21 protein-coding genes are annotated in these 21047 nt (G+C 74.4%); 4 read left to right on the forward strand and 17 right to left on the reverse strand.

All coding sequences use genetic code 11. From position 1 onward, the window contains the following. Nucleotides 1-27: 27 nt before the first annotated feature. The 5 genes from ACPPVS_RS15465 to ACPPVS_RS15485 all read right to left on the reverse strand — a co-directional run bounded on the left by ACPPVS_RS15465 (nt 28) and on the right by ACPPVS_RS15485 (nt 5597). On the reverse strand, nt 28-1575 hold the full coding sequence (locus tag ACPPVS_RS15465) for a DUF7059 domain-containing protein (RefSeq protein ID WP_426593122.1): 1548 nt from the start codon (nt 1573-1575) through the stop codon (nt 28-30). A gap of 13 nt (nt 1576-1588) precedes the next feature. Continuing rightward, entirely contained in the window at nt 1589-2227 is a 639-nt protein-coding gene (locus ACPPVS_RS15470) for an endonuclease/exonuclease/phosphatase family protein (RefSeq protein WP_426593123.1), read from the reverse strand. Further along, entirely contained in the window at nt 2224-2640 is a 417-nt protein-coding gene (locus tag ACPPVS_RS15475; protein WP_426593124.1) for a MarR family winged helix-turn-helix transcriptional regulator, read from the reverse strand. The genes ACPPVS_RS15470 and ACPPVS_RS15475 overlap by 4 nt, the downstream gene beginning before the upstream one ends. 48 nt (nt 2641-2688) lie before the next feature. After that, entirely contained in the window at nt 2689-5001 is a 2313-nt protein-coding gene (locus tag ACPPVS_RS15480; protein WP_426593125.1) for a sodium-translocating pyrophosphatase, read from the reverse strand. A 260-nt stretch (nt 5002-5261) separates the two neighbouring features. Beyond that, nucleotides 5262-5597 carry an STAS domain-containing protein gene (locus tag ACPPVS_RS15485; protein ID WP_426593126.1) on the reverse strand — a complete coding sequence of 112 codons (336 nt, stop codon included), beginning with the start codon at nt 5595-5597 and terminating at the stop codon, nt 5262-5264. 94 nt (nt 5598-5691) lie between these two features. Here ACPPVS_RS15485 and ACPPVS_RS15490 point away from each other — a divergent pair, with 94 nt between their 5' ends. Further along, nucleotides 5692-6600: an SDR family oxidoreductase gene (locus ACPPVS_RS15490; protein ID WP_426593127.1), complete on the forward strand. Its 909-nt coding sequence runs from the start codon at nt 5692-5694 to the stop codon at nt 6598-6600. Between the two features lie 53 nt (nt 6601-6653). Here the strand turns inward: ACPPVS_RS15490 and ACPPVS_RS15495 are convergent, their stop codons facing one another. The 3 genes from ACPPVS_RS15495 to ACPPVS_RS15505 are packed head-to-tail and all read right to left on the reverse strand — an operon-like array spanning nt 6654 to nt 9031. Then, nucleotides 6654-7499, reverse strand: coding sequence for a biotin-dependent carboxyltransferase family protein (locus ACPPVS_RS15495; RefSeq protein WP_426593128.1), 846 nt, complete (start codon nt 7497-7499; stop codon nt 6654-6656). Continuing rightward, nucleotides 7496-8212, reverse strand: a complete 717-nt coding sequence (locus tag ACPPVS_RS15500; protein ID WP_426593129.1) for a 5-oxoprolinase subunit B family protein — start codon at nt 8210-8212, stop codon at nt 7496-7498. The genes ACPPVS_RS15495 and ACPPVS_RS15500 overlap by 4 nt, the downstream gene beginning before the upstream one ends. Before the next feature lie 57 nt (nt 8213-8269). Next, entirely contained in the window at nt 8270-9031 is a 762-nt protein-coding gene (locus tag ACPPVS_RS15505; protein WP_426593130.1) for a LamB/YcsF family protein, read from the reverse strand. Between the two features lie 42 nt (nt 9032-9073). Here ACPPVS_RS15505 and ACPPVS_RS15510 point away from each other — a divergent pair, with 42 nt between their 5' ends. Then, nucleotides 9074-11641 carry a DEAD/DEAH box helicase gene (locus tag ACPPVS_RS15510; protein ID WP_426593131.1) on the forward strand — a complete coding sequence of 856 codons (2568 nt, stop codon included), beginning with the start codon at nt 9074-9076 and terminating at the stop codon, nt 11639-11641. A 102-nt stretch (nt 11642-11743) separates the two neighbouring features. Here the strand turns inward: ACPPVS_RS15510 and ACPPVS_RS15515 are convergent, their stop codons facing one another. From ACPPVS_RS15515 to ssd, 7 genes are all read right to left on the reverse strand, one after another. Continuing rightward, nucleotides 11744-12205 (reverse strand): Rv3654c family TadE-like protein, encoded by a 462-nt coding sequence (locus ACPPVS_RS15515; protein ID WP_426593132.1) that lies wholly within the window; start codon nt 12203-12205, stop codon nt 11744-11746. Next, nucleotides 12202-12537, reverse strand: coding sequence for a TadE family type IV pilus minor pilin (locus ACPPVS_RS15520; protein WP_426593133.1), 336 nt, complete (start codon nt 12535-12537; stop codon nt 12202-12204). Before ACPPVS_RS15520 ends, ACPPVS_RS15515 begins: the two co-directional genes overlap by 4 nt. Then, nucleotides 12534-12863, reverse strand: a complete 330-nt coding sequence (locus ACPPVS_RS15525) for a DUF4244 domain-containing protein (RefSeq protein WP_426593134.1) — start codon at nt 12861-12863, stop codon at nt 12534-12536. Before ACPPVS_RS15525 ends, ACPPVS_RS15520 begins: the two co-directional genes overlap by 4 nt. A 182-nt stretch (nt 12864-13045) precedes the next feature. Continuing rightward, on the reverse strand, nt 13046-13591 hold the full coding sequence (locus tag ACPPVS_RS15530) for a type II secretion system F family protein (RefSeq protein WP_426593135.1): 546 nt from the start codon (nt 13589-13591) through the stop codon (nt 13046-13048). Beyond that, the gene (locus tag ACPPVS_RS15535; protein WP_426593136.1) at nt 13585-14226 is read right to left on the reverse strand and encodes a type II secretion system F family protein; all 642 of its coding nucleotides are present in this window, start codon (nt 14224-14226) and stop codon (nt 13585-13587) included. The genes ACPPVS_RS15530 and ACPPVS_RS15535 overlap by 7 nt, the downstream gene beginning before the upstream one ends. After that, a complete protein-coding gene (locus ACPPVS_RS15540; RefSeq protein ID WP_426593137.1) occupies nt 14223-15365 on the reverse strand; it encodes a TadA family conjugal transfer-associated ATPase in 1143 nt (380 codons plus the stop codon). The genes ACPPVS_RS15535 and ACPPVS_RS15540 overlap by 4 nt, the downstream gene beginning before the upstream one ends. Then, entirely contained in the window at nt 15362-16042 is a 681-nt protein-coding gene (gene ssd / locus ACPPVS_RS15545; RefSeq protein ID WP_426593138.1) for a septum site-determining protein Ssd, read from the reverse strand. The genes ACPPVS_RS15540 and ssd overlap by 4 nt, the downstream gene beginning before the upstream one ends. A gap of 189 nt (nt 16043-16231) precedes the next feature. On the opposite strand from ssd, the gene ACPPVS_RS15550 reads away from it, so the two are divergent. Beyond that, nucleotides 16232-17047: an HAD family hydrolase gene (locus tag ACPPVS_RS15550; RefSeq protein WP_426593139.1), complete on the forward strand. Its 816-nt coding sequence runs from the start codon at nt 16232-16234 to the stop codon at nt 17045-17047. A gap of 389 nt (nt 17048-17436) precedes the next feature. Here ACPPVS_RS15550 and ACPPVS_RS15555 read toward each other — a convergent pair whose 3' ends face one another. Next, nucleotides 17437-18288 carry a cell filamentation protein Fic gene (locus ACPPVS_RS15555; RefSeq protein WP_426593140.1) on the reverse strand — a complete coding sequence of 284 codons (852 nt, stop codon included), beginning with the start codon at nt 18286-18288 and terminating at the stop codon, nt 17437-17439. 50 nt (nt 18289-18338) lie between these two features. On the opposite strand from ACPPVS_RS15555, the gene ACPPVS_RS15560 reads away from it, so the two are divergent. Further along, complete coding sequence (locus tag ACPPVS_RS15560; protein WP_426593141.1) at nt 18339-19751, forward strand: NAD-dependent malic enzyme; 1413 nt, start codon at nt 18339-18341, stop codon at nt 19749-19751. 104 nt (nt 19752-19855) lie between these two features. Here ACPPVS_RS15560 and ACPPVS_RS15565 read toward each other — a convergent pair whose 3' ends face one another. After that, nucleotides 19856-20977, reverse strand: a complete 1122-nt coding sequence (locus tag ACPPVS_RS15565; RefSeq protein WP_426593142.1) for an NADH:flavin oxidoreductase/NADH oxidase — start codon at nt 20975-20977, stop codon at nt 19856-19858. Nucleotides 20978-21047: the final 70 nt, after the last annotated feature.

Below are 21047 nucleotides of genomic sequence, written 5' to 3' on the forward strand. Positions count from 1 at the left end.
GTAGGGACGTGCCCTGGACGGTCGGTGTCACCGACCTGTGGTTGACCTGTGAGTAGTTCCAGGCCCCGCCGACGGGAGAAGGAGGCCGTCGCGGACCAGACCGCGGGTCGAGGGCAGGATGTCGGCGGCGACCGCGTCGGCGCCCACGTCGAGCAACGCACCGAGGGCGTTCACGATCTGGCCCACGGAGAGGTCGCCGTCGCAGGCGCCGACGAACCCCGCGAGCGCGGTACCGGCCTGCACCGCCCGGCCGAATCCGCCGCCCTGGCGCAGCAGGACGACCTGCGGGTCGCTCTCGCCCGGCGTCAGGTAGCGCTCCTCGGTCACGTCCGGCGCGACCACCAGGTGCGACGCCAGAAGACCGTCGTCGTCGTGGAACTCGAGCCAGTCGTGCGCCTCGAGCGACGCGGCGATGGCCGGTCCGAGCGGCTGCCGGACCGTGCCGGTGACCTCCTCCAGCCGTCGCAGCGACGGGGCGCCCGACAACGGTCGGCGCAGGGTCAGCACGCCGAAGCCGATCGCCTCGACGTCCCGGGAGGCGAAGTCGTCGAGCCACGAGCCGTAGCGGGACGCCCAGGCCGCGCGGTCGCGGTCCGGCGTCGTGCCGCCGTCGCGGATCCACGTCTCGGCGTACTGCGCGGGGTCCTGCAGCTCGCGCTGGACCACCCAGCCGTCCAGCCCGGACGCGTCGAGCCAGCCGCCCACGCGCTCGTGCCACTGCTCGCCGCGGCGGACCTCCCAGTTGCCCAGCAGCTGCGCGACCCCGCCCGGCGCCAGCACCGCCCCGACGCCCTCGACGAGCTCCTGCACGATCGCGTCCCCGGCACGCCCGCCGTCGCGGTACTCGTACGCGGGCATGCCGGGCGTCCGCGGGGTGATGACGAACGGCGGGTTGCTGACGACGAGGTCGAAGCGCTCGTCGGCCACCGGCTCCAGCATCGAGCCGTCGCGAAGCTCCAGGACGACGCCCGCGAGCAGCGCGTTGAACCGCGCGAACTCCAGCGCCCGCAGCGAGATGTCGGTGCCGATGACCCGCCGGGAGTGGCGCGACGCGTGGAGCGCCTGGATGCCGCAGCCCGTGCCGATGTCGAGCACCAGCGCCCGAGGGTCGCGGACCGTGACCTGCGCGAGCGTGGTCGAGGCGCCGCCGACGCCGAGCACGTGGTCGGTGCGCAGCGGGCGCCCGGTGGCCAGCTCGCCCAGGTCGGACGCGATCCACCAGTCGACCTCGCCCCCGCCGTCGACCGCCGAGTACGGGCGCAGGTCGACGAGGGCGCGCACCTGGTCACCGCCCGTCTCGACGAGCCCGAGCGCGACCGCACCGTCGATGCCGAGAGTCGGCAGGGCCGCGACCACTGCCGACGCCGGAACCACGGCACCGAGCAGGAACGCTCGCACCAGCGTCGCGACGGCGTCGCCGGAACCTGCGGTGGCACGCAGCGCGGGGACCGGCTCCTCCCGGTGCAGGGCGTCCGAGGCGATCGACCCGAGCGCCTCCTCGACACCGGCGACGCCGTAGCCGGCGACCCTCAGGTCGTCGCGGAGCCGGTCGATCAGGACGAGGTCGTGTTCCACGTGCCTCAGTGTGTCAGTGCAGGTCGGCGACGATCGGCCGGTGGTCGCTGCCGGCCTCGACCTCCGGGCCGTCCGGTACGAACGCGCCCGCGACCGTCAGGTCCGGCGTGGGGAGCACGGCGTCGATGCGTTGCACGGGTCGGGTCGACGGGAACGTCGGACCGGTCGGCACGGCCGCTGCCCCGAGGTGCGCCGCGAGCCGCGCCCACGCCGGTCCGTCGGGCCGCTCGTTGATGTCGCCGAGCACCACGGTCCGGGTCGTCGGGACGACCTCGGCGAGCAGCCGGGTCAGGTGCGCGGCGCGTTCGGCGCGGTCCAGCGAGAAGTGGACGACGACGACGGTGATCCCGTCGACGACTGCCACCGAGACACCGCGACGGGTGGTGCCCGGCCGCCAGGACAGCCGGACCGCCCGCGCGTCCCGGACCGCCGACGGGTCCCGGACCAGCAGCGCGGTCGTGCGCGCGCCCCGGCCGCTGACCACGGGCTCGAGCCCGACGGACGCACCGAACCGCCGCATCCGGCACCGCCCGAACGGGCCGCGGGGCGGCTCCTGGACGGCGAGCACGTACGGCTCGGACGCCCGGACGACCGCCGCAGCCGCACGTGCCGAGAGATGCAACCCCTTGAGGTTGTACGTCATCAGCCTCATGCGCCGAGAGCCGCGAGCAGGCGCCCGAGCTCGACCAGGTCGCGGTCGGAGAGCGTGGCGAACGCCGAGTCCTCGGCCAGCGTGTCGGCGGTGCGCGCGCGGGTGGCCCGGCCCTGCGGCGTGAGCGTGACGATCCTCGACCGGCGGTCGAGCGGATCCTCCGCGCGGTCCACCAGCCCGAGCGCAGCGAGCCGCTCCACCAGCGTCGTGACGTTCGACCGGTCGCAGTGCATCGCCAGGGCCAGATCCTTCATGGCCGGCCGGGAGCTCTCGGGGTCGAGGTTCCACAGGAGCTCGGCGAGCGGTCCGGTCAGCCCGCTCGGCCGCACCCGCTCGTCCACGTCGTTGCCGATCACGCGCGAGCACGCCGCGAACGCGGTCGCGACCTGCCGGACCAGCTCGTTGCGCTGCACCCACGACACCCTAGCGAGGCCCCCGGCGGTCGACCGGGGGCCTCCGCATCACCCGGCGAGGAGCTTCTCGGCCTCGCGGGTCAGGTCGCCCTTGTCGTCGCGAGCCGCCCGCAGCCGGGACGCGATGACCGCGCCGAAGGCGATGAGAGCGGCCACCGCCGCGATGATGATCCGCAGCGTCGGGCTGGCGGAGTCGCCGAGCGTCACGGACACCACAGCCGGGGCGATCAGCAGCGCGACCAGGTTCATGACCTTGATCAGCGGGTTGATGGCCGGGCCGGCGGTGTCCTTGAACGGGTCGCCGACGGTGTCGCCGATGACTGCGGCCGCGTGGGCGTCGGAGCCCTTGCCGCCGAAGTTGCCGTCCTCGACGATCTTCTTCGCGTTGTCCCAGGCACCGCCCGAGTTGGCCAGGAAGACCGCCATGAGGACGCCGGTGCCGATCGCGCCGCCGAGGAAGCCGGCGAGCGGCCCGACCCCGAGGCCGAACCCGACCGCGATGGGCGCGAACGCAGCGAGCAGGCCCGGGGTGGCCAGCTCGCGCAGCGAGTCGCGGGTGCAGATGTCGACGACGCGGCCGTACTCGGGACGGACCTCGTAGGTCATGATCCCGGGGTTCTCGCGGAACTGGCGGCGCACCTCGAACACGATGGCGCCCGCGGCGCGGGTGACCGCGTCGATCGCGAGGCCGGAGAACAGGAACACCGTCGCCCCGCCCAGGATCACGCCGACGAGCGTCACGGGGCTGATGATCTGGTAGTTGACCATCGCCTGGATGATGTCGCTGCCGGGGACCGCCGCCCCGGGCTTCCAGTCGGGGACCGCCTTGCCGATCGCGGTCAGGACGGCCTCCTGGTAGGAGCCGAACAGGGCCGTCGCGGCGAGCACGGCGGTCGCGATCGCGATGCCCTTGGTCACGGCCTTCGTCGTGTTGCCGACGGCGTCCAGGTCGGTGAGGATCTGCGCGCCCTCCGGCGTCACGTCGCCCGACATCTCGGCGATCCCCTGCGCGTTGTCGCTGACGGGGCCGAACGTGTCCATGGCGACGATCACGCCGACCGTGGTGAGCAGGCCGCAGCCGGCGACGGCGATGAGGAAGAGCGCGAGCGTGACCGAACCGCCGGCGAGCAGGAAGACCCCGCAGATCGCCGCCGCGATGATGCCCGCCGTGTAGACGGCGGACTCGAAGCCGACGCCGATGCCCGACAGGACGACCGTGGCCGCACCGGTGAGCGTGGTGCGCGCGACGTGCAGCGTCGGCTTGCTCGTCGTGCCCGTGAAGTAGCCGGTGACCCACAAGATGATGCCCGCCAGGACCACGCCGATCGCGACCGCGACCGAGGCGACCAGGCGCGGGTCGCCGGAGTGGTCGGCCAGGGACCCGCCGTCGAAGCCGGCGAACGTGTCCGGGAGGTAGACGTAGGCGGCGATCGCGGAGAGCAGGACGCCAACCAGCGCGGAGATGTAGAACCCCCGGTTGATCGCGGCGAGGCCGGACTCGGAGCCGCGCACACGGGTGATCAGCACGCCGAGCACCGCGACGATCGCACCCATCGCGGTGACGACGAGCGGGAACACCAGGCCCTGCTCGCCGAACGCGACCTTGCCCAGGATGAGGGCCGCGACGAGCGTCACGGCGTAGGACTCGAACAGGTCCGCAGCCATGCCCGCGCAGTCGCCGACGTTGTCGCCCACGTTGTCCGCGATGGTCGCGGCGTTGCGCGGGTCGTCCTCGGGGATGCCCTGCTCGACCTTGCCGACGAGGTCGGCACCGACGTCGGCGGCCTTGGTGAAGATGCCGCCGCCGACGCGCATGAACATGGCGAGCAGCGCCGCGCCGAAGCCGAAGCCTTCGAGCACCGCGGGCGCCTGCTCCTTGTAGATGAGCACCACCGACGACGCACCGAGCAGGCCGAGGCCGACCACGCTCATGCCGACGAACCCGCCGGTGCGGAACGCGATGCGCGCGCCCTCGGCCCGACCGCCCGGCTGCGAGGCGGCCGCGGCGACCCGCAGGTTCGCCCGCGTGGCCAGCCACATGCCGAGGTACCCGATCGTCGCGGAGAAGACCGCACCGACCAGGAAGTAGATCGACCGGCCGACCTTGACGCCGCCGTCTCCCGGCAGCAGGAACAGCAGGCCGCAGACGACGACCGCGAAGACCGCCAGGGTGCGGAACTGCCGGCTCAGGTACGCCGACGCCCCCTCCTGGACCGCCTTGGCGATGTCCTGCATCTTCTCGGTGCCCTCACCGGCCGCCAGCACCTGCCGACGAAGTACGACAGCGATGATCAGAGACACGACGGCGATCGCCGCGATGACCCCGACGATCGTGAGGCTCGTGGAACCGAGCTCGACCATGCATCCTCCTCGACACCGGTGCGGACCCCCCGGACCGCGACCTGTCAGACAGCCCCGTTGCTGTGTGACCCGGGCGAGTCTAGCCATGAGATGTGACCTGGATCGCACCGCGACGCGTCCATCGTGTGACCACTGCGCAACGACGGGCGACGTCCCTGTGGGTCACTCACCTCGACCCGGGGCGCGCCCTGGGCGGGCACGGACCGTGGAGCCCGACCTTGCGGTAGGCGCGCCCGACGTCGCCGGGCTTCACCCGCGGCTCACGCGCCGAGCGCGGCCTCGAGGGTGTCGTGGACCGTGAACACCTGCAGCAAGGCGGTCAGGCGCAGGACCTTGAGCAGGCGCTCGTTGTCGATGACCAGCTGCAACGTGCCGCCCTGCATCCGTACCTTCTTCAGGGTGCCGACGAGCAGGCCGAGGCCCGTCGAGTCCATGAACGTCACCGCCCGCAGGTCGATCACGAGGTCGGTGCGCTCCCGCTCCAGCACGCTCGAGAGCTCGTCGCGCAGCGCGTCGGCGCTCGACACGTCGATCTCGCCGGCCACCTCGACGACGGTCCAGGAACCGACGTCCCGGCTGGTCACGCGAACGTCCACGGATCCTCCTCTGCTAGGCATTCAAACAGATGGGGCCCGTCCGACGCCGATCTCGCGACCACCGGGTGTCCGAGGCGGTGGGTACCGTCGCCCGATGGACGAGCTGAGGGGAAAGGTCGCCCTCGTCGCGGGTGCGACGCGCGGCGCGGGCCGGGGCATCGCGGTCGCCCTGGGCGAGGCGGGCGCGACGGTGTACTGCACCGGGCGCAGCAGCGCGGGAGGTCGCTCCACGGGCGATCGCCCCGAGACCATCGAGGAGACGGCCGCACTGGTGACCGCCGCCGGCGGGCCGGGAGTCGCGGTCCGCGTGGACCACGGGGTTCCCGACGAGGTCGCGGCGCTGGTCGACCGGATCGCCGCCGCGCACGGGCGGCTCGACGTGCTGGTCAACGACCTCTGGGGTGGCGAGCACCTGATCGAGTGGGACGTGCCCGTGTGGGAGCACGACCTGGCCGGTGGCCTGCGGATGTTCGACAACGTGACGCGGACGCACCTGATCACCAACCACTTCGCCCTGGCGCTCCTCTCCAAGACGCCGGGCGGGCTCGTAGTCGAGATGACCGACGGGACCCGGCAGTACAACGACGCGACGTACCGGGTGTCGACGTTCTACGACCTGGCCAAGGCCGTGCCGCTGCGCCTCGCGTTCACCCTGGCCCGTGAGCTGGCGCCCGTGGGCGGGACGGCCGTCGCGCTCACCCCCGGCTGGCTGCGCTCGGAGGGCATGCTCGAGCACATGGGGGTGACGGAGGAGACCTGGCAGGACGCCGCCGACCGGCACTTCGCCGCGATCTCCGAGAGCCCGCTGTTCGTCGGGCGGGCAGTGGTCGCGTTGGCGGCCGACCCGGACGTGCACCGGCGCACCGGCGGCTCGTTCTCGTCGGGCGGGCTGGCCCAGGAGTACGGGTTCACCGACGTCGACGGATCGCGGCCGGACTGCTGGCGGTACCTGGTCGAGGTGCAGGACGCCGGGTTGCCGGCAGATGCGGCGGGCTACCGCTGACGTCGCGCTCAGCGGTTGCCGGCGAATGCGGCGGGCCACCGCGGACGTCGCACTCAGCCGACGACGAACCGCACGTGCTCGCCAGGGCGCACCTGGCCGAGCCGGTCGAGCGCGCGGCCGCGCACGACCGCGAGGACCGGGTAACCGCCCGTCACCGGATGGTCGACGCCGAAGACGACCGGCTGCCCGTCGGGCGGTATCTGCACGGCACCGGGGACCAGGCCCGCCGACGGCAGCTCCCGGTGCTCGTGTCGCGGGACGGCGGTCCCGGACAGCCGCAGCGCGACGCGGTTCGTCGCGGGCGTCACCGTGAACTCGTGCGCAAACAGGACCGCGAGACCGTCGTCGAACCAGTCGGCCTGCGGACCTGGTTGGACGGGCAGCACGACATGCGTCGGCCACGAGTGCTCGGGGGCCAGCTCGACCACGGGCCAGCGGTCCGGCGCCGGCCCGACCGGGAGCACGTCGCCAGCCGCGAGCGGCGGCGGACCGAGGCCAGTCAGCTGGTCCGTGGACCGCGAACCCAGGACGGGCGGCACGTCGATCCCACCCCGCACCGCAACGTAGGACCGCAGCCCGACCGGCGACGTGCCCACCCGCAGCTCCGCGCCGGCCGCGAGCTCGAGGACCGCGTTGTGGGCGACCGGCGTCCCGTCCACCCACACGGGACCCGGAGCGCCGGTGACGGCGAGGGTGCTGTCGTACAGCACACGGACGCGCAGTCCGCCCAGCAGGACCTCCAGGCTCGCGGCGCCGTCGTCGTTGGCGACGAGCCGGTTGCCCAGGCGCAGCGACCCGGCGTCGGCCGCACCCGCGCGACCGACCCCGACGTGCGCCCAGCCCGGCCGCCCGAGGTCCTGGACCAGCGTGAGGACGCCCGGCTCGAGTACCTGGATCATCGCGTCGCCACGAACCGGACCCGGGTGCCCGGCTGCAGCAACGCCGGCGGGTCGCGGTCGACGTCGAACAGCCGGGCCGCGCACGTCCCGAGCAGCCGCCAGCCACCCGGGCTGGCCGCCGGGTAGATCGCGCTGAACCCGTCGGCGATCGCCACTGAACCCGCCGGGACCTTCTGCCGGGGTGAAGCCAGTCGTGAGACGCGCAGCGCCGGGTCCAGGCCGGTCAGGTAGGCGAAGCCGGGCATGAAGCCGCCGAAGGCGACCGTGTACAGCACCGCGGTGTGCCGGGCGACGACCTCCGACGTCGTGAGCCCCGTCAGCCCGGAGACGCCGGCCAGGTCCGCGCCGTCGTAGGTGACGTCGAGGGTGACCAACGCGCCGACGGTCCGGGTCGCCTCCCCCCGCCGTTCCGCCCAGGCCGCCGCGACAACCGGGACCAGCGCTCCCGGGTCCGCACCCGGCGCCACCCGCAGCAGGAGCGTGCGTGCCGCCGGGACCTGGTCGACGATGGTCGCGACGACGGCCCGATGGTCCGTGCCGGGCGCGTCCACGGCGCTCGGCGCTCGTCGCGTGCTCGTCGTGCCTGTCGTGTGCGCGGTGCGCAGGGCCCGGATCGCGTCGTCCAGCGCGCGGACGGCGGTGAGGTCGGCGAGCTCGACGAGCACGGCGTCGTCGCCGAACGGAAGTACGCGGGGCTGTTCGTCGGCGCTCATGTCATCCCTGCTGCGCTCATGCCGTCCCCCGTTGCGCTCATGTTGTCTCTACTGCGCTCATGTCGTCGCGAAGGCGTGGACGGCGACGCCGGACTCCTCGAGCGCGCGCCGCACGCTGCGGGCGAGAGCCAGAGCGCCTGGCGTGTCCGAGTGGACGCACACGGACTCGGCACGCACGTCGACGTCCGTCCCGTCGACGGAGGTCACGACCCCCGCCTCGGCGATCCGGACCACCCGGGCTGCGACCTGCGCCGCGTCCGTGAGCAGCGCACCGTCCTGCGAGCGCGGGACGAGCGTCCCGTCGGCGCGATAGCCGCGGTCGGCGAACGCCTCCGCGACCGTGCGCAACCCCTTCGCCAGCGCCAGCGCCAGCACTGCCGAACCGGGCAGGCCGACGACGGGCAGGTCGACGGCCTCCACGACCGCCCGCGCGTGCGCCTCGTCGTGCACCACCGTGTTGTACAGCGCGCCGTGCGGCTTGACGTAGGCGACCGAGGCGCCCACGCTGCGCGCGACCGCCTGCAACGCGCCCAGCTGGTAGGCCACCTGCGCCCGGAGCACGTCCGACGGCACGTCGAGCGCGCGGCGGCCGAAGTGGTCGCGGTCGAGGTAGGACACGTGCGCGCCGACCGCCACGCCACGGGCCGCGGCAGCCCGGCACACCGCCGCCATCACGCGCGCGTCGCCGGCGTGGAAGCCGCAGGCCACGTTCGCACTCGTCACGACGCCGAGCAGCAGCGTGTCCAGACCGTCGACGCCCGGTTCCCACGGGTCGACGTCCTCACCGAGGTCGCAGTTCAGGTCGATGCGCGCCGCCATACCCTGATCCTGCCTGACGGACCACGGTGCGAGGATTGCCCGGTGGTCGGGACCGGCGAGCTGCTGGACGTGCTGCTCGCGGGAGGCCGACGAGCCGACCGGCTGACCCACGTCCGACACCTGCCTGCCCGCGCGGGCACCCAGGCGGACTGGCCGACCTGGGCGGACGGCGACCTGGTGCGCGGGTACCGGGCGCTCGGCGTGGACCGTCCGTGGACGCACCAGGTGTCGGCCGCGGACGCTGCGTGGTCCGGTCGGCACACGGTCCTGGCCACCTCCACCGGGTCCGGCAAGTCGCTCGCGTTCTGGCTGCCGGCGCTCTCCCGCGTCCGCGCGGCCGCCGCGCGCTCGACCCTCGACCCGGGACGGATCGAGTCGCTTACCCGGCGCGCCACCACGCTCTACCTGTGCCCGACCAAGGCCCTGGCCGCCGACCAGCTCGTCGCGCTCGACCGGTTGCTCGTCGCCTCCGGCACGACGGACACGCGCATCGCGACCTGCGACGGGGACACCTCGCTCGAAGAGCGCCGCTGGGTGCAGGAGTACGCCGACGTCGTGCTCACCAATCCCGACTTCCTGCACTTCGCGCTCCTGCCGCAGCACCGGCGGTGGGCGCGACTGCTCGGGTCGCTGCAGTTTGTCGTGCTCGACGAGTGCCACGCCTTCCGCGGCGTCTTCGGCGCACACGTCGGGCTCGTCCTGCGGCGCCTGCGTCGACTGGCCGAGTCGTACGGCGCGACACCGACCTTCCTGCTGGCCTCGGCGACCACGTCGGACCCCGCGGTCAGCGCCGCCCGGCTGATCGGCGTCGACCCGTCCGTCGTGCAGGCCGTGACCGACGACGCCTCCCCCGCCGGGCGCAAGACGTTCGTCCTGTGGCAGCCGCCCGAGCTGCCCGGCGTCGCGTACCCGTCCTCCGACGACGACCCATGGACCACCGACCTGCCCCTGCCGGACCTGGCCCGAGCGCCCGGCTCGCTCGCGCCTCCGGCGCCGGACGACGTCTGGGGAGACTCCTCGCCGACCCCCGGCACCGCGCCGACCGCACAGCCCGGTCTGGTCGTCGGACGCGAGGGTTCGGGCCCGCTCGGGACCGGGGAGCGCGTAGTCAGCGAGCCCGCCGACCGTCCCCGGCGCACCGCGACCGCCGAGATCGCCGACCTGCTGGCCGACCTCACGATCGCGGGCGCCCGCACGCTGGCGTTCACGCGCTCGCGCCGCGGCGCCGAGTCCGTCGCGGCGTCGACCCGGGGGCACCTGGAAGAGGTCGACCCGTCCCTCGGCCGCAGGGTCTCGGCCTACCGCGGCGGCTACCTGCCAGAAGAGCGGCGCGCGTTGGAGCACGCCATCCGGACCGGGGCCCTGTTGTCGCTGGCGACGACGAACGCGCTCGAGCTCGGCGTCGACATCTCCGGGCTCGACGCGGTCCTCATCGCGGGCTGGCCCGGCACGCGGGTATCCCTGTGGCAGCAGGCCGGCCGCGCGGGCAGGGCCGGCTCGGACGGCCTCGTCGCGCTCGTCGCCCGCGAGGACCCGCTGGACACCTTCCTCGTGCACCACCCGGAGGCCATCTTCGACACCCCCGTCGAGGCCACCGTCTTCGACACCACGAACCCGTACGTCCTGGCCCCGCACCTGTGCGCCGCGGCCGCCGAGCTGCCCCTGCGGTTCGAGGAGCTCGACCGGTTCGGGCCGCGCACGTTCGAGCTGCTCGGCGAGCTGGTCGACCGTGGCGCCCTGCGGCGGCGGCCCTCCGGCTGGTACTGGACCCGCAACGAGGCGGCCAGCCGGCTGACCGACCTGCGCGGATCGGGGGGCGATCCCGTCCGCGTCGTGGAGTCGGTGACCGGCCGCCTGCTCGGCACCGTGGATGCCGCGTCCGCCGACTCGACCGTGCACACCGGTGCCGTCTACGTGCACCAGGGCGCGACATTCGTCGTCGACGAGCTGCGGCTCGAGGACGGCGTCGCCCTGGTCACCCGGCGCGACGTCGACTACGGCACCTGGGCCCGCTACGCGACGAGCACCGAGATCCGGTCGGTCGACGCCCAGGTCCCCTGGGGCCCGGTGACGTGGGGGTTCGGCGCGGTCGACGTGACCACCCAGGTCACCGGATACCAGCGCAAACGCATCCCCGACCTGCAGATCCTGGGCAACGAGACCCTCGACCTCCCGGCCCGGACCCTGCGCACGACAGCCGTCTGGTGGACCGCACCGCCGTCCGTCCTGGAGGCGGCGGGCGTCGACGCCGAGACCACCCCGGGGGCCCTGCACGCCGCCGAGCACGCCTCGATCGGGCTCCTCCCGCTGCTCGCCACGTGCGACCGGTGGGACCTGGGCGGCCTGTCCACGGCGCTGCACGTCGACACCGGGACGGCCACCGTCTTCGTGCACGACGGCTATCCCGGCGGCGCGGGCTTCGCGGAACGCGGGTTCACGCTGGGTGCCACCTGGTTGCGCGCCACCCGCGACGCCATCGCCTCCTGCCGCTGCGTCTCCGGATGCCCGGCCTGCGTCCAGTCGCCCAAGTGCGGCAACGCGAACAACCCCCTGGAGAAGGCCGCCGCGGTCCGCCTGCTCGACGCGGTCCTCGCCCACGCGCCCGCCTGATCGTTTCGGCTGACGCCCGGTCGGCGCTCGGTCAACGGTCACCGGTCCCCGGTCCACCGGTCGACCGTCACCGGTCAGCCGTCACCGGTCGACCGTCACCGGTCACCCGTCGCTCCGGGCCGACACCGGACCCGCCCGCGCCTCCGCCGAGGCCGAACCGATCCGGGTCGCCACCTCGACCCGGACCCGCACGACCCCGCCGCCCTCGTCGACGCACGCCACCAACCGGCCGCCGTTGCGCACGGCCGTCTGGCCGGCCATCCCGCACGCGTCACCGCCACCGAGCGGAAGGAGCCGGGTCGCCGCAGCGAGCGCAGCCAGGTCGGAGGCCGCCTGCGCCCGTGCCCGGGCCGACTGCGCCGACGCCAGCACCCCGAGGAAGCCCATCAGGAGCATCACGACGCAGACGAGCCCCAGGAGGAGCACCGTGCCGGAGCCCTCGTCGCCCGACGGCCACCTCCTGGTCCCGCCGTCGCCCCGCGACCCGAGGCCGTCTCGGCACCCGTCGGCGAGCCACCGAGGCCGCGCTCGAACGACGACCCATCGGCGCGACCGTGCACTCATGGCTCGTCCCGGGCGACCGCCGTCGACGCGGGTCGCAGCGGCACCCCGCGCCACGGGCCGACATTCGCGGAGACCGTGACGCTCGCCCAGCCGTCCGCCCGCGACACGCTCACCGCGGCCCCCGCACCGGCGACCCGCCGCGCCGTGGCCACGACGGTGGCGTCGTCCTGTCCCAGCGCCGCCGACCGGGCACCCGCCCGGGCACCATCGGCGCAGCGAGTCTGCGTGATGGCCGACGCCGAGACGGCGAGCAGCGCGACGAGCACGAGGACCACCGCCGGCAGCCCGACGGCGAGCTCGGCAGTGACGCTCCCCCGGTCCTCCCGGCTCACTGGCCCAGCGCCTGCCGGATGATGGCGAGCAGGAAGCCCTTCACCTCGTCGCCGCGCAGGATGACCACGAGCAGCCCGGCGAACCCGACCGCGGCGAGCGTCGCGATCGCGTACTCGGCGGTCGCCATCCCCGCCTCGGCGAGCTCGTCGCGCACGTGCAGCCCGCGGTCCCGCACCGTCCGCGTGACGTCCGGCAGCACCGCCCGACGACGAGCCACCAGCCGCGGTTCCAGGAAGTGCACGGACCGGTCCGCCGACATCGGCTCCTGCCACGGCGGCGCGGCCCGGTCGTCGGCACCACCGGTCGGCTCGTCGTCACTCGTCATCTCGCTCTCCCCTCGTCGTTGCGCCGACGCTTCGGCGCATCCCCTGGCGACGCGGTCCATCCGGCGTCGCCCTCAGCCTCCGTCGCGCACGGCGGCCGCAACCGGCGCCACAGACCCCACGCCCCAGACCAGGGCTGTGGACGCGTCAGTCACGGGAGCGAGCCCGCGCACGCTGCCGCCCGTCAGCCACCGCCGAACAGCCCCGTCGCGAGGCTGAGCACCATCGGCACGAGCCCGAGCAGGACGAATGCCGGCAGGAAGCACAGGCCGAGCGGCAGGACGAGCTGCACGCCAAGGGCGCCGGCGGCCGCGCGGGCGCGCACGCGACGGCGTCGGCGTAGCTCGTCGGCGCGAGCGCGCAGCGCGGGGCCCGGCGCCGAGCCGGTGGTCCAGCTGGCCTCGAGCACGTCGGCGACGTCCACGAGGGACGCGGGCGATCCCGCCCAGGCCGACCGCCACGACGCCCCGAGCAGCAGCGACGCCGAGACCCGCGCGAGGCAGTCACCCGCCGGCCCGCGCACCGCCGACCCGACCGCGGCCAGCGCCCGCGGCACGGACGCACCCGTCGAGAGCGCCACCTCGACGAGGTCCAGCAGGAGCACGGGGTCCGACGGCGTCGGTGGCGCGGCCGCCCCGACACCGGCGGCCGGTGCCCGACGGGGGTGCCGGACCCACCACGGGCTCGTCGCACCGAGCACCGCGAGAGCGACGACGATCGCCGTCACCACCGGCCGTCCCCGACGTCGTCGCGCGCCGCCCGCGCCAGCAGCGACGCCGTCCACCACCGCCCGAGCACCACGAGCGCCGCGCCGGCTATGGCCGCGTAGGTGCCGGTCCCGCCGCGGACGATCACGGCGACCGGGTCGGCACCGAGCGCCGCACCGAGCAGCAGGCCGAGCGCCGGGAGCCACACCAGCACCTGAGCGGTCGCACGCGGTCCGGCGAGCGCCGCGATCCGCTCGCCCTCGCTCTCCTCGTCGGCGGCGAGTCCCGCGCCCACCCGATCCAGGACCGTGGCCAGCGGGGCGCCCAGCTCCTCCGACAACCGGGCAGCCGCCACCACCGCAGCGGCCCGCTGGGTCCGCGCCCCACGCCGCGCACGCGGGCCGGTGGACCGCTCGACCAACCCGGCGACGGTCGGGGCCCGACTGCCGAGGGCGCGTTGCCAGGCATCGGCGGGCGAGGCACCGGACCGCAGCTGAGCCGCCGCGCCGGCCACGACCGCCGACAGCTCCAGCGCCCGGGCCGGGGCTCGACGTGGCCGGCCTCCTCCTGTCGTCGCCGGCCGTCCCACCCGTCGCGGCACCCGTACGCCGAGCACGACGACCGCCGCGGCGACTGCCAGGGCGACCAGGACGCTCACAGCCTGAGCCGTTCCGCGAGCACCGGCCAGCCCGGCCCGCGCACGCACGCGCCGCCCGCATCCGCCCGGAGCGCGTCGACCACCTCGAGCGCCCCCGTGCCGGAGCGGCGGACCACGCCGACCTCCGCCACGTACCGCAGGCCCGCCGACCGTCGCAGGTGAAGCACGGCGTCGAGCGCGCTCGACGCCTGCGCCGCGACCGCGTCCCGGGACATGCCCGCCAACGCCGCCAGTGCCTCGAGCCGAGCCGGGACGTCCGCGGCGGTGTTCGCATGCACGGTCGCGCAGCCGCCGTCGTGGCCGGTGTTGAGGGCCGTCAGCACCTCGCGGACCTCGGCCCCTCGGCACTCACCCAGCACGATCCGGTCGGGCCGCATCCGGAGGGCCTGCCGCACCAGCTCGCTCAGCCCGACCGAGCCGGCACCGTCGACATTGGGTCGGCGTGCCACCAGCCGCACCACGTGGGGATGGTCCGGCCGCAGCTCGCTGGCCTCCTCGATCACGACGATCCGTTCGTCGTGCGGCACCACGGAGAGCAGGGCGGCCAGGAGGGTGGTCTTGCCCGACCCGGTGGCGCCCGAGACCAGCAGGTTCGCCCGGGCGGCGACCAGGGCCCGGACCACCGGTACGAGAGCCCGGGCGAGCATGCCGGACGCGACCAGCTCGTCGAGCGTGAACGCACGGGTCCGCACCACCCGGAGGCTGAGCAGCACCCCGGCGCCGGCCACCGGCGGCAGGACCGCATGCAGGCGCGTGCCGTCGGGCAGACAGGCGTCGACCGTGGGCGACGCGTCGTCGAGGCGTTGTCCGCCGGCGGCCGCGAGCCGGACCGCGAGCGTCCGCACGTCCGCCTCGGATCCCAGGTCCACGGCCGCCGGCATCAGCCGGCCGGCGCGCTCGACCCACACGTCGCTGGGACCGTTGACCAGCACGTCGGTCACGTCCGGGTCGTCCAGCAGGGTCTGCAAGGGCCCCGCGCCGAACAGCTCGTTGCGCACCGAGCGCGAGGTCGCGAGCAGGGCGCTGGACCCGAGCACCAGACCCGACGAGCGTGCGGCCGCCTCGACCGCGACGTCCAGCGGGTCACCGACCCCGACCCGCGCGCGGACCCGGTCGAGGAACGCGGCGTCGAGGCTCACAGCACACCCCGCGCGAGGCGGCCGGCGGTCCGGGCGGTCCGGCCTCGCACCTCCAGCCCGCCGTGCTCGAGGGCCGACGGGAGACGGCGGTCCCGACGCAGGGAGCCGACGACCGGTAGGCCGACCGCTGCCGCGACCTCGGAGGCCCCGAGCCCGCCCGGCGCCGGCCCGCGCACGACGAGCCCGGCGTCGGGACCGAGGAACGGCCGCATGGCGAGGACGCCCGCCACCGAGCGCAGGTCCCGCGGCGCGACGACGAGCACGCTGTCGCACACGGCCACGAGCGACTCCCCTGCCACCACGGCCGAACGGTCCAGGTCCAGCACCACGGCGCCGACGGCCGCGCACAACCCGTGCAGCACGTCCGCCACCACCGCGGGCTCGGGCGCGCCGGATCGCGACCGGTCGGCGCTCAGCACCGCGCACGACCCCCAGCGGGGCAGGACCGCGACGACGTCGGCCCCCGGGACGTCGCCGCGCGCGTCGCGCAGGTCGGGCCACCGCACCCCGTCGACCCCCTCGAGCCCGAGCAGGACGTCGATCCCGCCCGAGCCGCGGTCGAGGTCCACGAGCACCGTCGCGGTTCGTCGGGCGAGCTGTCCGGCGAGCGCTGCGGCCAACGTCGACGCGCCCGCGCCGCCGCGCGCCCCCACGACCCCGAGCACCACGGCCACCATCTCCACCCCGTCCCGGCCGATCGGTCCCCGGCGCCCACCCAGCCTGCATCGCCGGTCAGGGGGTCGACGAGGCCGATCTCCCGGCCCTTGCTGAGCGGGGGCTGTGGGCGGCTCGACGTGGTCATCCATCACGTGTCGGTCAGTCCCGTTAGGCTCGCGGAGCACGCAGCCGACGACCCCCGGAGCACCATGGACGAGCAACAGACGCCGGCCGCGTCCGTGCCCCGGACCGCGGCGTTCTTCGACCTCGACAAGACGATCATCGCGACGTCGTCGGCCACTGCGTTCTCCCGGCCGTTCCTGGCGGAGGGGCTGCTCACGCGGCGGGCCGTCATGCGCAGCGCCTACGCCCAGCTGCTCTACCTGGTCGGGGGTGCCGACGAGGACCAGACCGAGCGGCTGCGCGCGCAGCTGAGCCGGATGGTCACCGGTTGGGACGTCGCCCAGGTGTCCTCGATCGTCGCGGAGACGCTGCACGAGTCGATCGACCCGACCGTCTATCTCGAGGCGGTGGCGCTGATCGACGAGCACCACGCGGCCGGCCGGGACGTCGTCGTCGTCTCGGCGTCCGGCTCGGAGGTCGTCGAGCCGATCGCGGCCGCGCTCGGTGCGGACCACGTGATCGCCACGCGCATGAACGTGGTGGACGGCCGGTACACCGGTGGCATCGACTTCTACGCCTACGGGGAGAACAAGGCGTCCGCGATCGCGGCGCTCGCCGACGCGCAGGGTTACGACCTGTCGGCCAGCTACGCGTACTCCGACTCGATCACGGACGCCCCGATGCTCGGCGTGGTCGGCCACGCCTTCGCGGTGAACCCCGATCGCGGACTGCGCCGGCTCGCGGCGGAGAAGGGCTGGGGCTCGCTCACCTTCGATCGGCCCGTGCCGTTGTTCTCGTTCCCCCGCCCCCCCGCCCGCGTCCTGACGTCCGGCGCCGTCGTCGTCGTGGTGGCGGCGCTCGTCGTGACGTGGCTCCTGCTCCGCCGTCGCCGCCGAAGCTGACAGCGGCGACCACCCGTCGAGAACACGCTGAATGGCGTCACAGCAATCGCGCCCAAGGTTGCGGTCGACGATGGTCCACAACCGGCGCGCCGCCCGTGACGAACGACAGCGCCCCCAACAGGGGCGCCGTCGCCAACGATGACCGGAGGGTGATCATGCGTGCACCGGTGTCGGTCGCGACGGGACCAGCCCGGTCGACCTGCCCATAGGTGGGCTCTCCTGCGCGTGGGTGCCCTCGCGGGTCATGCAGTTGTGACTCCCTTGCTACTCCGGTGCGACTCAGAAGGGAACCCCCACGGGCCGGACCGCAGGCCACAGCCACGCGGGCGCCGCATGCTGGGACGCCCGTCCGCTGCGTGGGACAGGCTCCGTGCACCCCCGCGGCCGGGTCAGTCGGCGGGAAGCGCCCCGGCGAGCACACCCTCGGCGACCGCGCGGGCCCGGTCGGCGCCCTCGACGACGGCCGCGGAGCAGGCCACGATCCAGGCCGCCACGCCCGCGGACGTGCCGGTGGCGAAGCCCGCCGCGGCTCCGAGGTACGGGTTCAGCGCCCGCGCCTCGATCACCGAACCCGTCGGGTCCAGGCCCCGGCTGGTGAGCAGGAGCCGAGCCACCGCACGCGCCACCACGCCGTTGCCCGCGCGGAACGGTCGCAGCGTCAGCAGCTCGGCGTGCACCACGGCGGCGACGACGAGCGCGGGCGTCGCCGCCGGGGCTGACGCCACCGTCGCGCCGAGCAGGTCGACGCGGGCCGCCAGCTCCGACCCGCCGAGCGCCGGTCCGAGCCCCGTCAGGTCGGCGGGCGGCAGGTCGACCCGCAGCCGTCCGACGTGCTCGGGGGGCAGCCAGCCCCCGGTCGCGGCGGCGTGCACGCGCGCGAGCAGCTGACCGAACGGCGGCAGCGCAACCGCACCGCGCGCCCCGAGGGTGGGCATCAGGCCCTCGACGACGACGGTCGCGCGCAGCGCACCGGTCACGACGGGCTCGTCGTCGAGAAGCCCGGACGGCACGGTGTGCCGGGTCGCGGTCCCGCCGGTGGCCAGCGCCCGCACGACGGACAGCGGGACGCGCGCCCCCTCCAGGGCGGCCGACTCCCGGGCGGACCGCAGCCCCGCCTCGGCCCGCACCTCGCGCCAGCGCCGTCGGTACGCCTCGTGCCAGCGCAGCTCCTCGCACGCGAACCGCGCGCGCTCGACGGCGTCGAGCACACCGGGCAGCAGCAGCAGAGGTTCGAGACTCACGCGCGTCACCCTACGAGCCAGTACGCCCGCGAAAGCGACACAATGGCGAGATGGTGTCACCGAGCGTCTCCTCGTCCATCACGGCGCGTCTGGAGGTGCGGGCCCGACCGACCGCGGTCAGTGAGCTCACCACCGCCATCGAGAAGGCGGGTGGCATCGTCACCGCCCTCGACGTCACGGCCTCGGGCCACGAGCAGATGACCGTCGACGTCACCTGCGCGACGCGTGGCGAGCAGCACGCCGCCGAGATCGTCGACGCGCTGCGCGACCTGGCCGGCGTCGTCGTCGACCGCGTCAGCGACCGCACGTTCCTCATGCACCTGGGCGGCAAGCTGTCGATCGAGTCCAAGGTGCCGCTGCGCAACCGCGACGACCTGTCGATGGCCTACACGCCCGGCGTCGCGCGCGTCTGCGAGGCCATCGCGGCCCACCCCGAGGACGCCCGCCGCCTCACCATCAAGCGCAACACCATCGCGGTGGTCACCGACGGCACCGCCGTGCTCGGCCTCGGCAACATCGGGCCCTTGGCCAGCCTTCCCGTGATGGAGGGCAAGGCCGTGCTGTTCAAGCGGTTCGCGGGCATCGACGCCTTCCCGATCGCACTGGACACCCAGGACGTCGACCAGATCGTTGAGACGATCTGCGCGATCGCCCCCGTGTTCGCGGGCATCAACCTCGAGGACTTCTCGGCGCCGCGGTGCTTCGAGATCGAGGCACGGCTGCGCGAACGCCTCGACATCCCCGTGTTCCACGACGACCAGCACGGCACCGCGATCGTCGTCGTCGCCGCGCTGACCAACGCGCTGAAAGTCGTCGGCAAGCAGCTCGACACCGTGCGCATCGTGCTCTCGGGCGCCGGCGCGGCCGGCACGGCGGTGCTCAAGCTGCTGCTCGCCGCGGGTGCGCGCGACGTCGTCGTCGCCGACATCGAGGGCGTCATCCGGCACGACCGTCCCGGACTGGCGGAGTCGCTGAAGTGGACGGCCGCGGTGACCAACCCGCGCGGGATCACCGGCTCGATCCCCGACGCCCTCAAGGACGCCGACGTCTTCATCGGGGTCTCCGCCCCGGACGTCATCACGGGCGACGACGTCGCGACGATGGCCTCCGACTCCATCGTGTTCGCCCTGGCCAACCCCCGCCCCGAGGTGGATCCCGACGACGCGGCCCTGCACGCGGCCGTCGTCGGCACGGGCCGGTCGGACTTCGCCAACCAGATCAACAACGTGCTCGCGTTCCCGGGGGTCTTCCGGGGACTGCTCGACTCGCAGTCGCACCGGATCACCGACCAGATGCTCCTGGCCGCCGCCTACGCCCTCGCCTCGGTGGTCACCGACGCCGAGCTCAACCCGACGTACATCGTCCCGTCGGTGTTCAACCCCGAGGTCACGACGAGGGTCGCGGCAGCCGTCTCACGCGCCGCCGAGTACAAGGCCCCGGCGGAGGGCACGTACGCGATTTGACGCCCCGGCCCGGCCCCGGACCCGGGCTCGCCGAGAACGGCAGTTCTGCACGAGAACGACAGTTCAAAGTGCCGTTCTCGTGCCGAACTGCCGTTCTCGCGCCGTCAGACCCAGGTGCCCCGGACATAGGGCGCCTGCCAGCCGGTCTCGACCGTCCCTGTCACGACGTCGGCCGTGCCTGGGTCGACCGGGAGCGCGCTCGTCGGCACGCCGAGCTCGTGGGCTGCGCGGAGCGGCCAGAACGGGTCGCGCAGGCCTTCCCGACCCAGCAGGACCGCGTCCGCGGAGCCGTCGACGAGCACCGCCTCCGCCTGCAGCGGGTCGGTCAGCAGGCCGACCGCGGCGACCGGGAGGCCGGACGTCTCGCGCACCTCCCGCGCCGCGGGCACCTGGTAGCCGGGGCCGACGGGGATCGTCGCCGGGGCGTTGCCGCCGGTGGACACGTCCAGCAGGTCGACGCCGTGGGCGCCCAGCTCCTTGGCGACGAGGGCCACCTCGGCCACGGCCAGCCCGCCCTCGACCCAGTCGGTCGCGGACAGCCGGACGAACAGCGGCTTGTCGGCCGGCCACGCGGCCCGGACCGCGTCGACCGTCTCCACCAGCAGCCGCGCCCGGTTCTCCGGGGAGCCGCCGTAGTCGTCGACACGATCGTTCGAGAGGGGCGAGAGGAACTGGTGCAGCAGGTAGCCGTGCGCCGCGTGCAGCTCGACGACGTCGAACCCGGCCCGATCGGCACGGACGGCGGCCGCCGCGAACGCACCCGGGATGGCGCCGATCTGCTCGATCGTCAGCTCACGCGGCGCCGCGTAGCCCGGGAACGGCAGCGACGACGGGCCGACCGTCTGCCAGCCGCCGTCGTCGGGCGGGACCGAGCCGCGGGGCCCGTCGAAGCCGCGGTACGTCGAGGCCTTGCGACCGGCATGGGCCAGCTGTACGCCGACCTTGGTGCCGCGCGCGTGCACGAAGTCGGTGATCCGTCTCCACTGCGCCACGTGACCCTCGTGCCACAACCCGGTGTCCTGCGGCGAGATCCGCCCTTCCGGCACGACGGCCGTGGCCTCGGCGATCACGAGCCCGAACCCGCCCGCCGCCCGCGCACCGAGGTGCACGAGGTGCCAGTCGTTCGGGCTGCCGTCCGTCGCGGAGTACTGGCACATCGGCGCGAGCCAGGCGCGGTTGGCGAACGTGGTGCCGCGGATCGTGAGCGGCGAGAACAAGAGGGTCACATCGCGTCGCAACCCCTGCGTCGCCTGCGCCATTCCCCCGCGCGCGCGGCCGCAGAGCGCGCCGCACAGC

Source organism: Cellulomonas sp. McL0617, from assembly GCF_049994875.1.
In the GTDB taxonomy this organism is placed as follows: Bacteria; Actinomycetota; Actinomycetes; order Actinomycetales; family Cellulomonadaceae; genus Cellulomonas.

Bases quoted from the DNA above. Each gene is read 5' to 3' on its own strand.
- ACPPVS_RS15495 (WP_426593128.1), bottom strand. From the start codon at position 7,499: ATGATCCAGGTACTCGAGCCGGGCGTCCTCACGCTGGTCCAGGACCTC.
- ACPPVS_RS15525 (WP_426593134.1), bottom strand. From the start codon at position 12,863: ATGACGAGTGACGACGAGCCGACCGGTGGTGCCGACGACCGGGCCGCG.
- ACPPVS_RS15550 (WP_426593139.1), top strand. From the start codon at position 16,232: ATGGACGAGCAACAGACGCCGGCCGCGTCCGTGCCCCGGACCGCGGCG.
- ssd (WP_426593138.1), bottom strand. From the start codon at position 16,042: ATGGTGGCCGTGGTGCTCGGGGTCGTGGGGGCGCGCGGCGGCGCGGGC.
- ACPPVS_RS15470 (WP_426593123.1), bottom strand. From the start codon at position 2,227: ATGAGGCTGATGACGTACAACCTCAAGGGGTTGCATCTCTCGGCACGT.
- ACPPVS_RS15490 (WP_426593127.1), top strand. From the start codon at position 5,692: ATGGACGAGCTGAGGGGAAAGGTCGCCCTCGTCGCGGGTGCGACGCGC.
- ACPPVS_RS15560 (WP_426593141.1), top strand. From the start codon at position 18,339: ATGGTGTCACCGAGCGTCTCCTCGTCCATCACGGCGCGTCTGGAGGTG.
- ACPPVS_RS15515 (WP_426593132.1), bottom strand. From the start codon at position 12,205: ATGAGTGCACGGTCGCGCCGATGGGTCGTCGTTCGAGCGCGGCCTCGG.
- ACPPVS_RS15500 (WP_426593129.1), bottom strand. From the start codon at position 8,212: ATGAGCGCCGACGAACAGCCCCGCGTACTTCCGTTCGGCGACGACGCC.
- ACPPVS_RS15505 (WP_426593130.1), bottom strand. From the start codon at position 9,031: ATGGCGGCGCGCATCGACCTGAACTGCGACCTCGGTGAGGACGTCGAC.
- ACPPVS_RS15480 (WP_426593125.1), bottom strand. From the start codon at position 5,001: ATGGTCGAGCTCGGTTCCACGAGCCTCACGATCGTCGGGGTCATCGCG.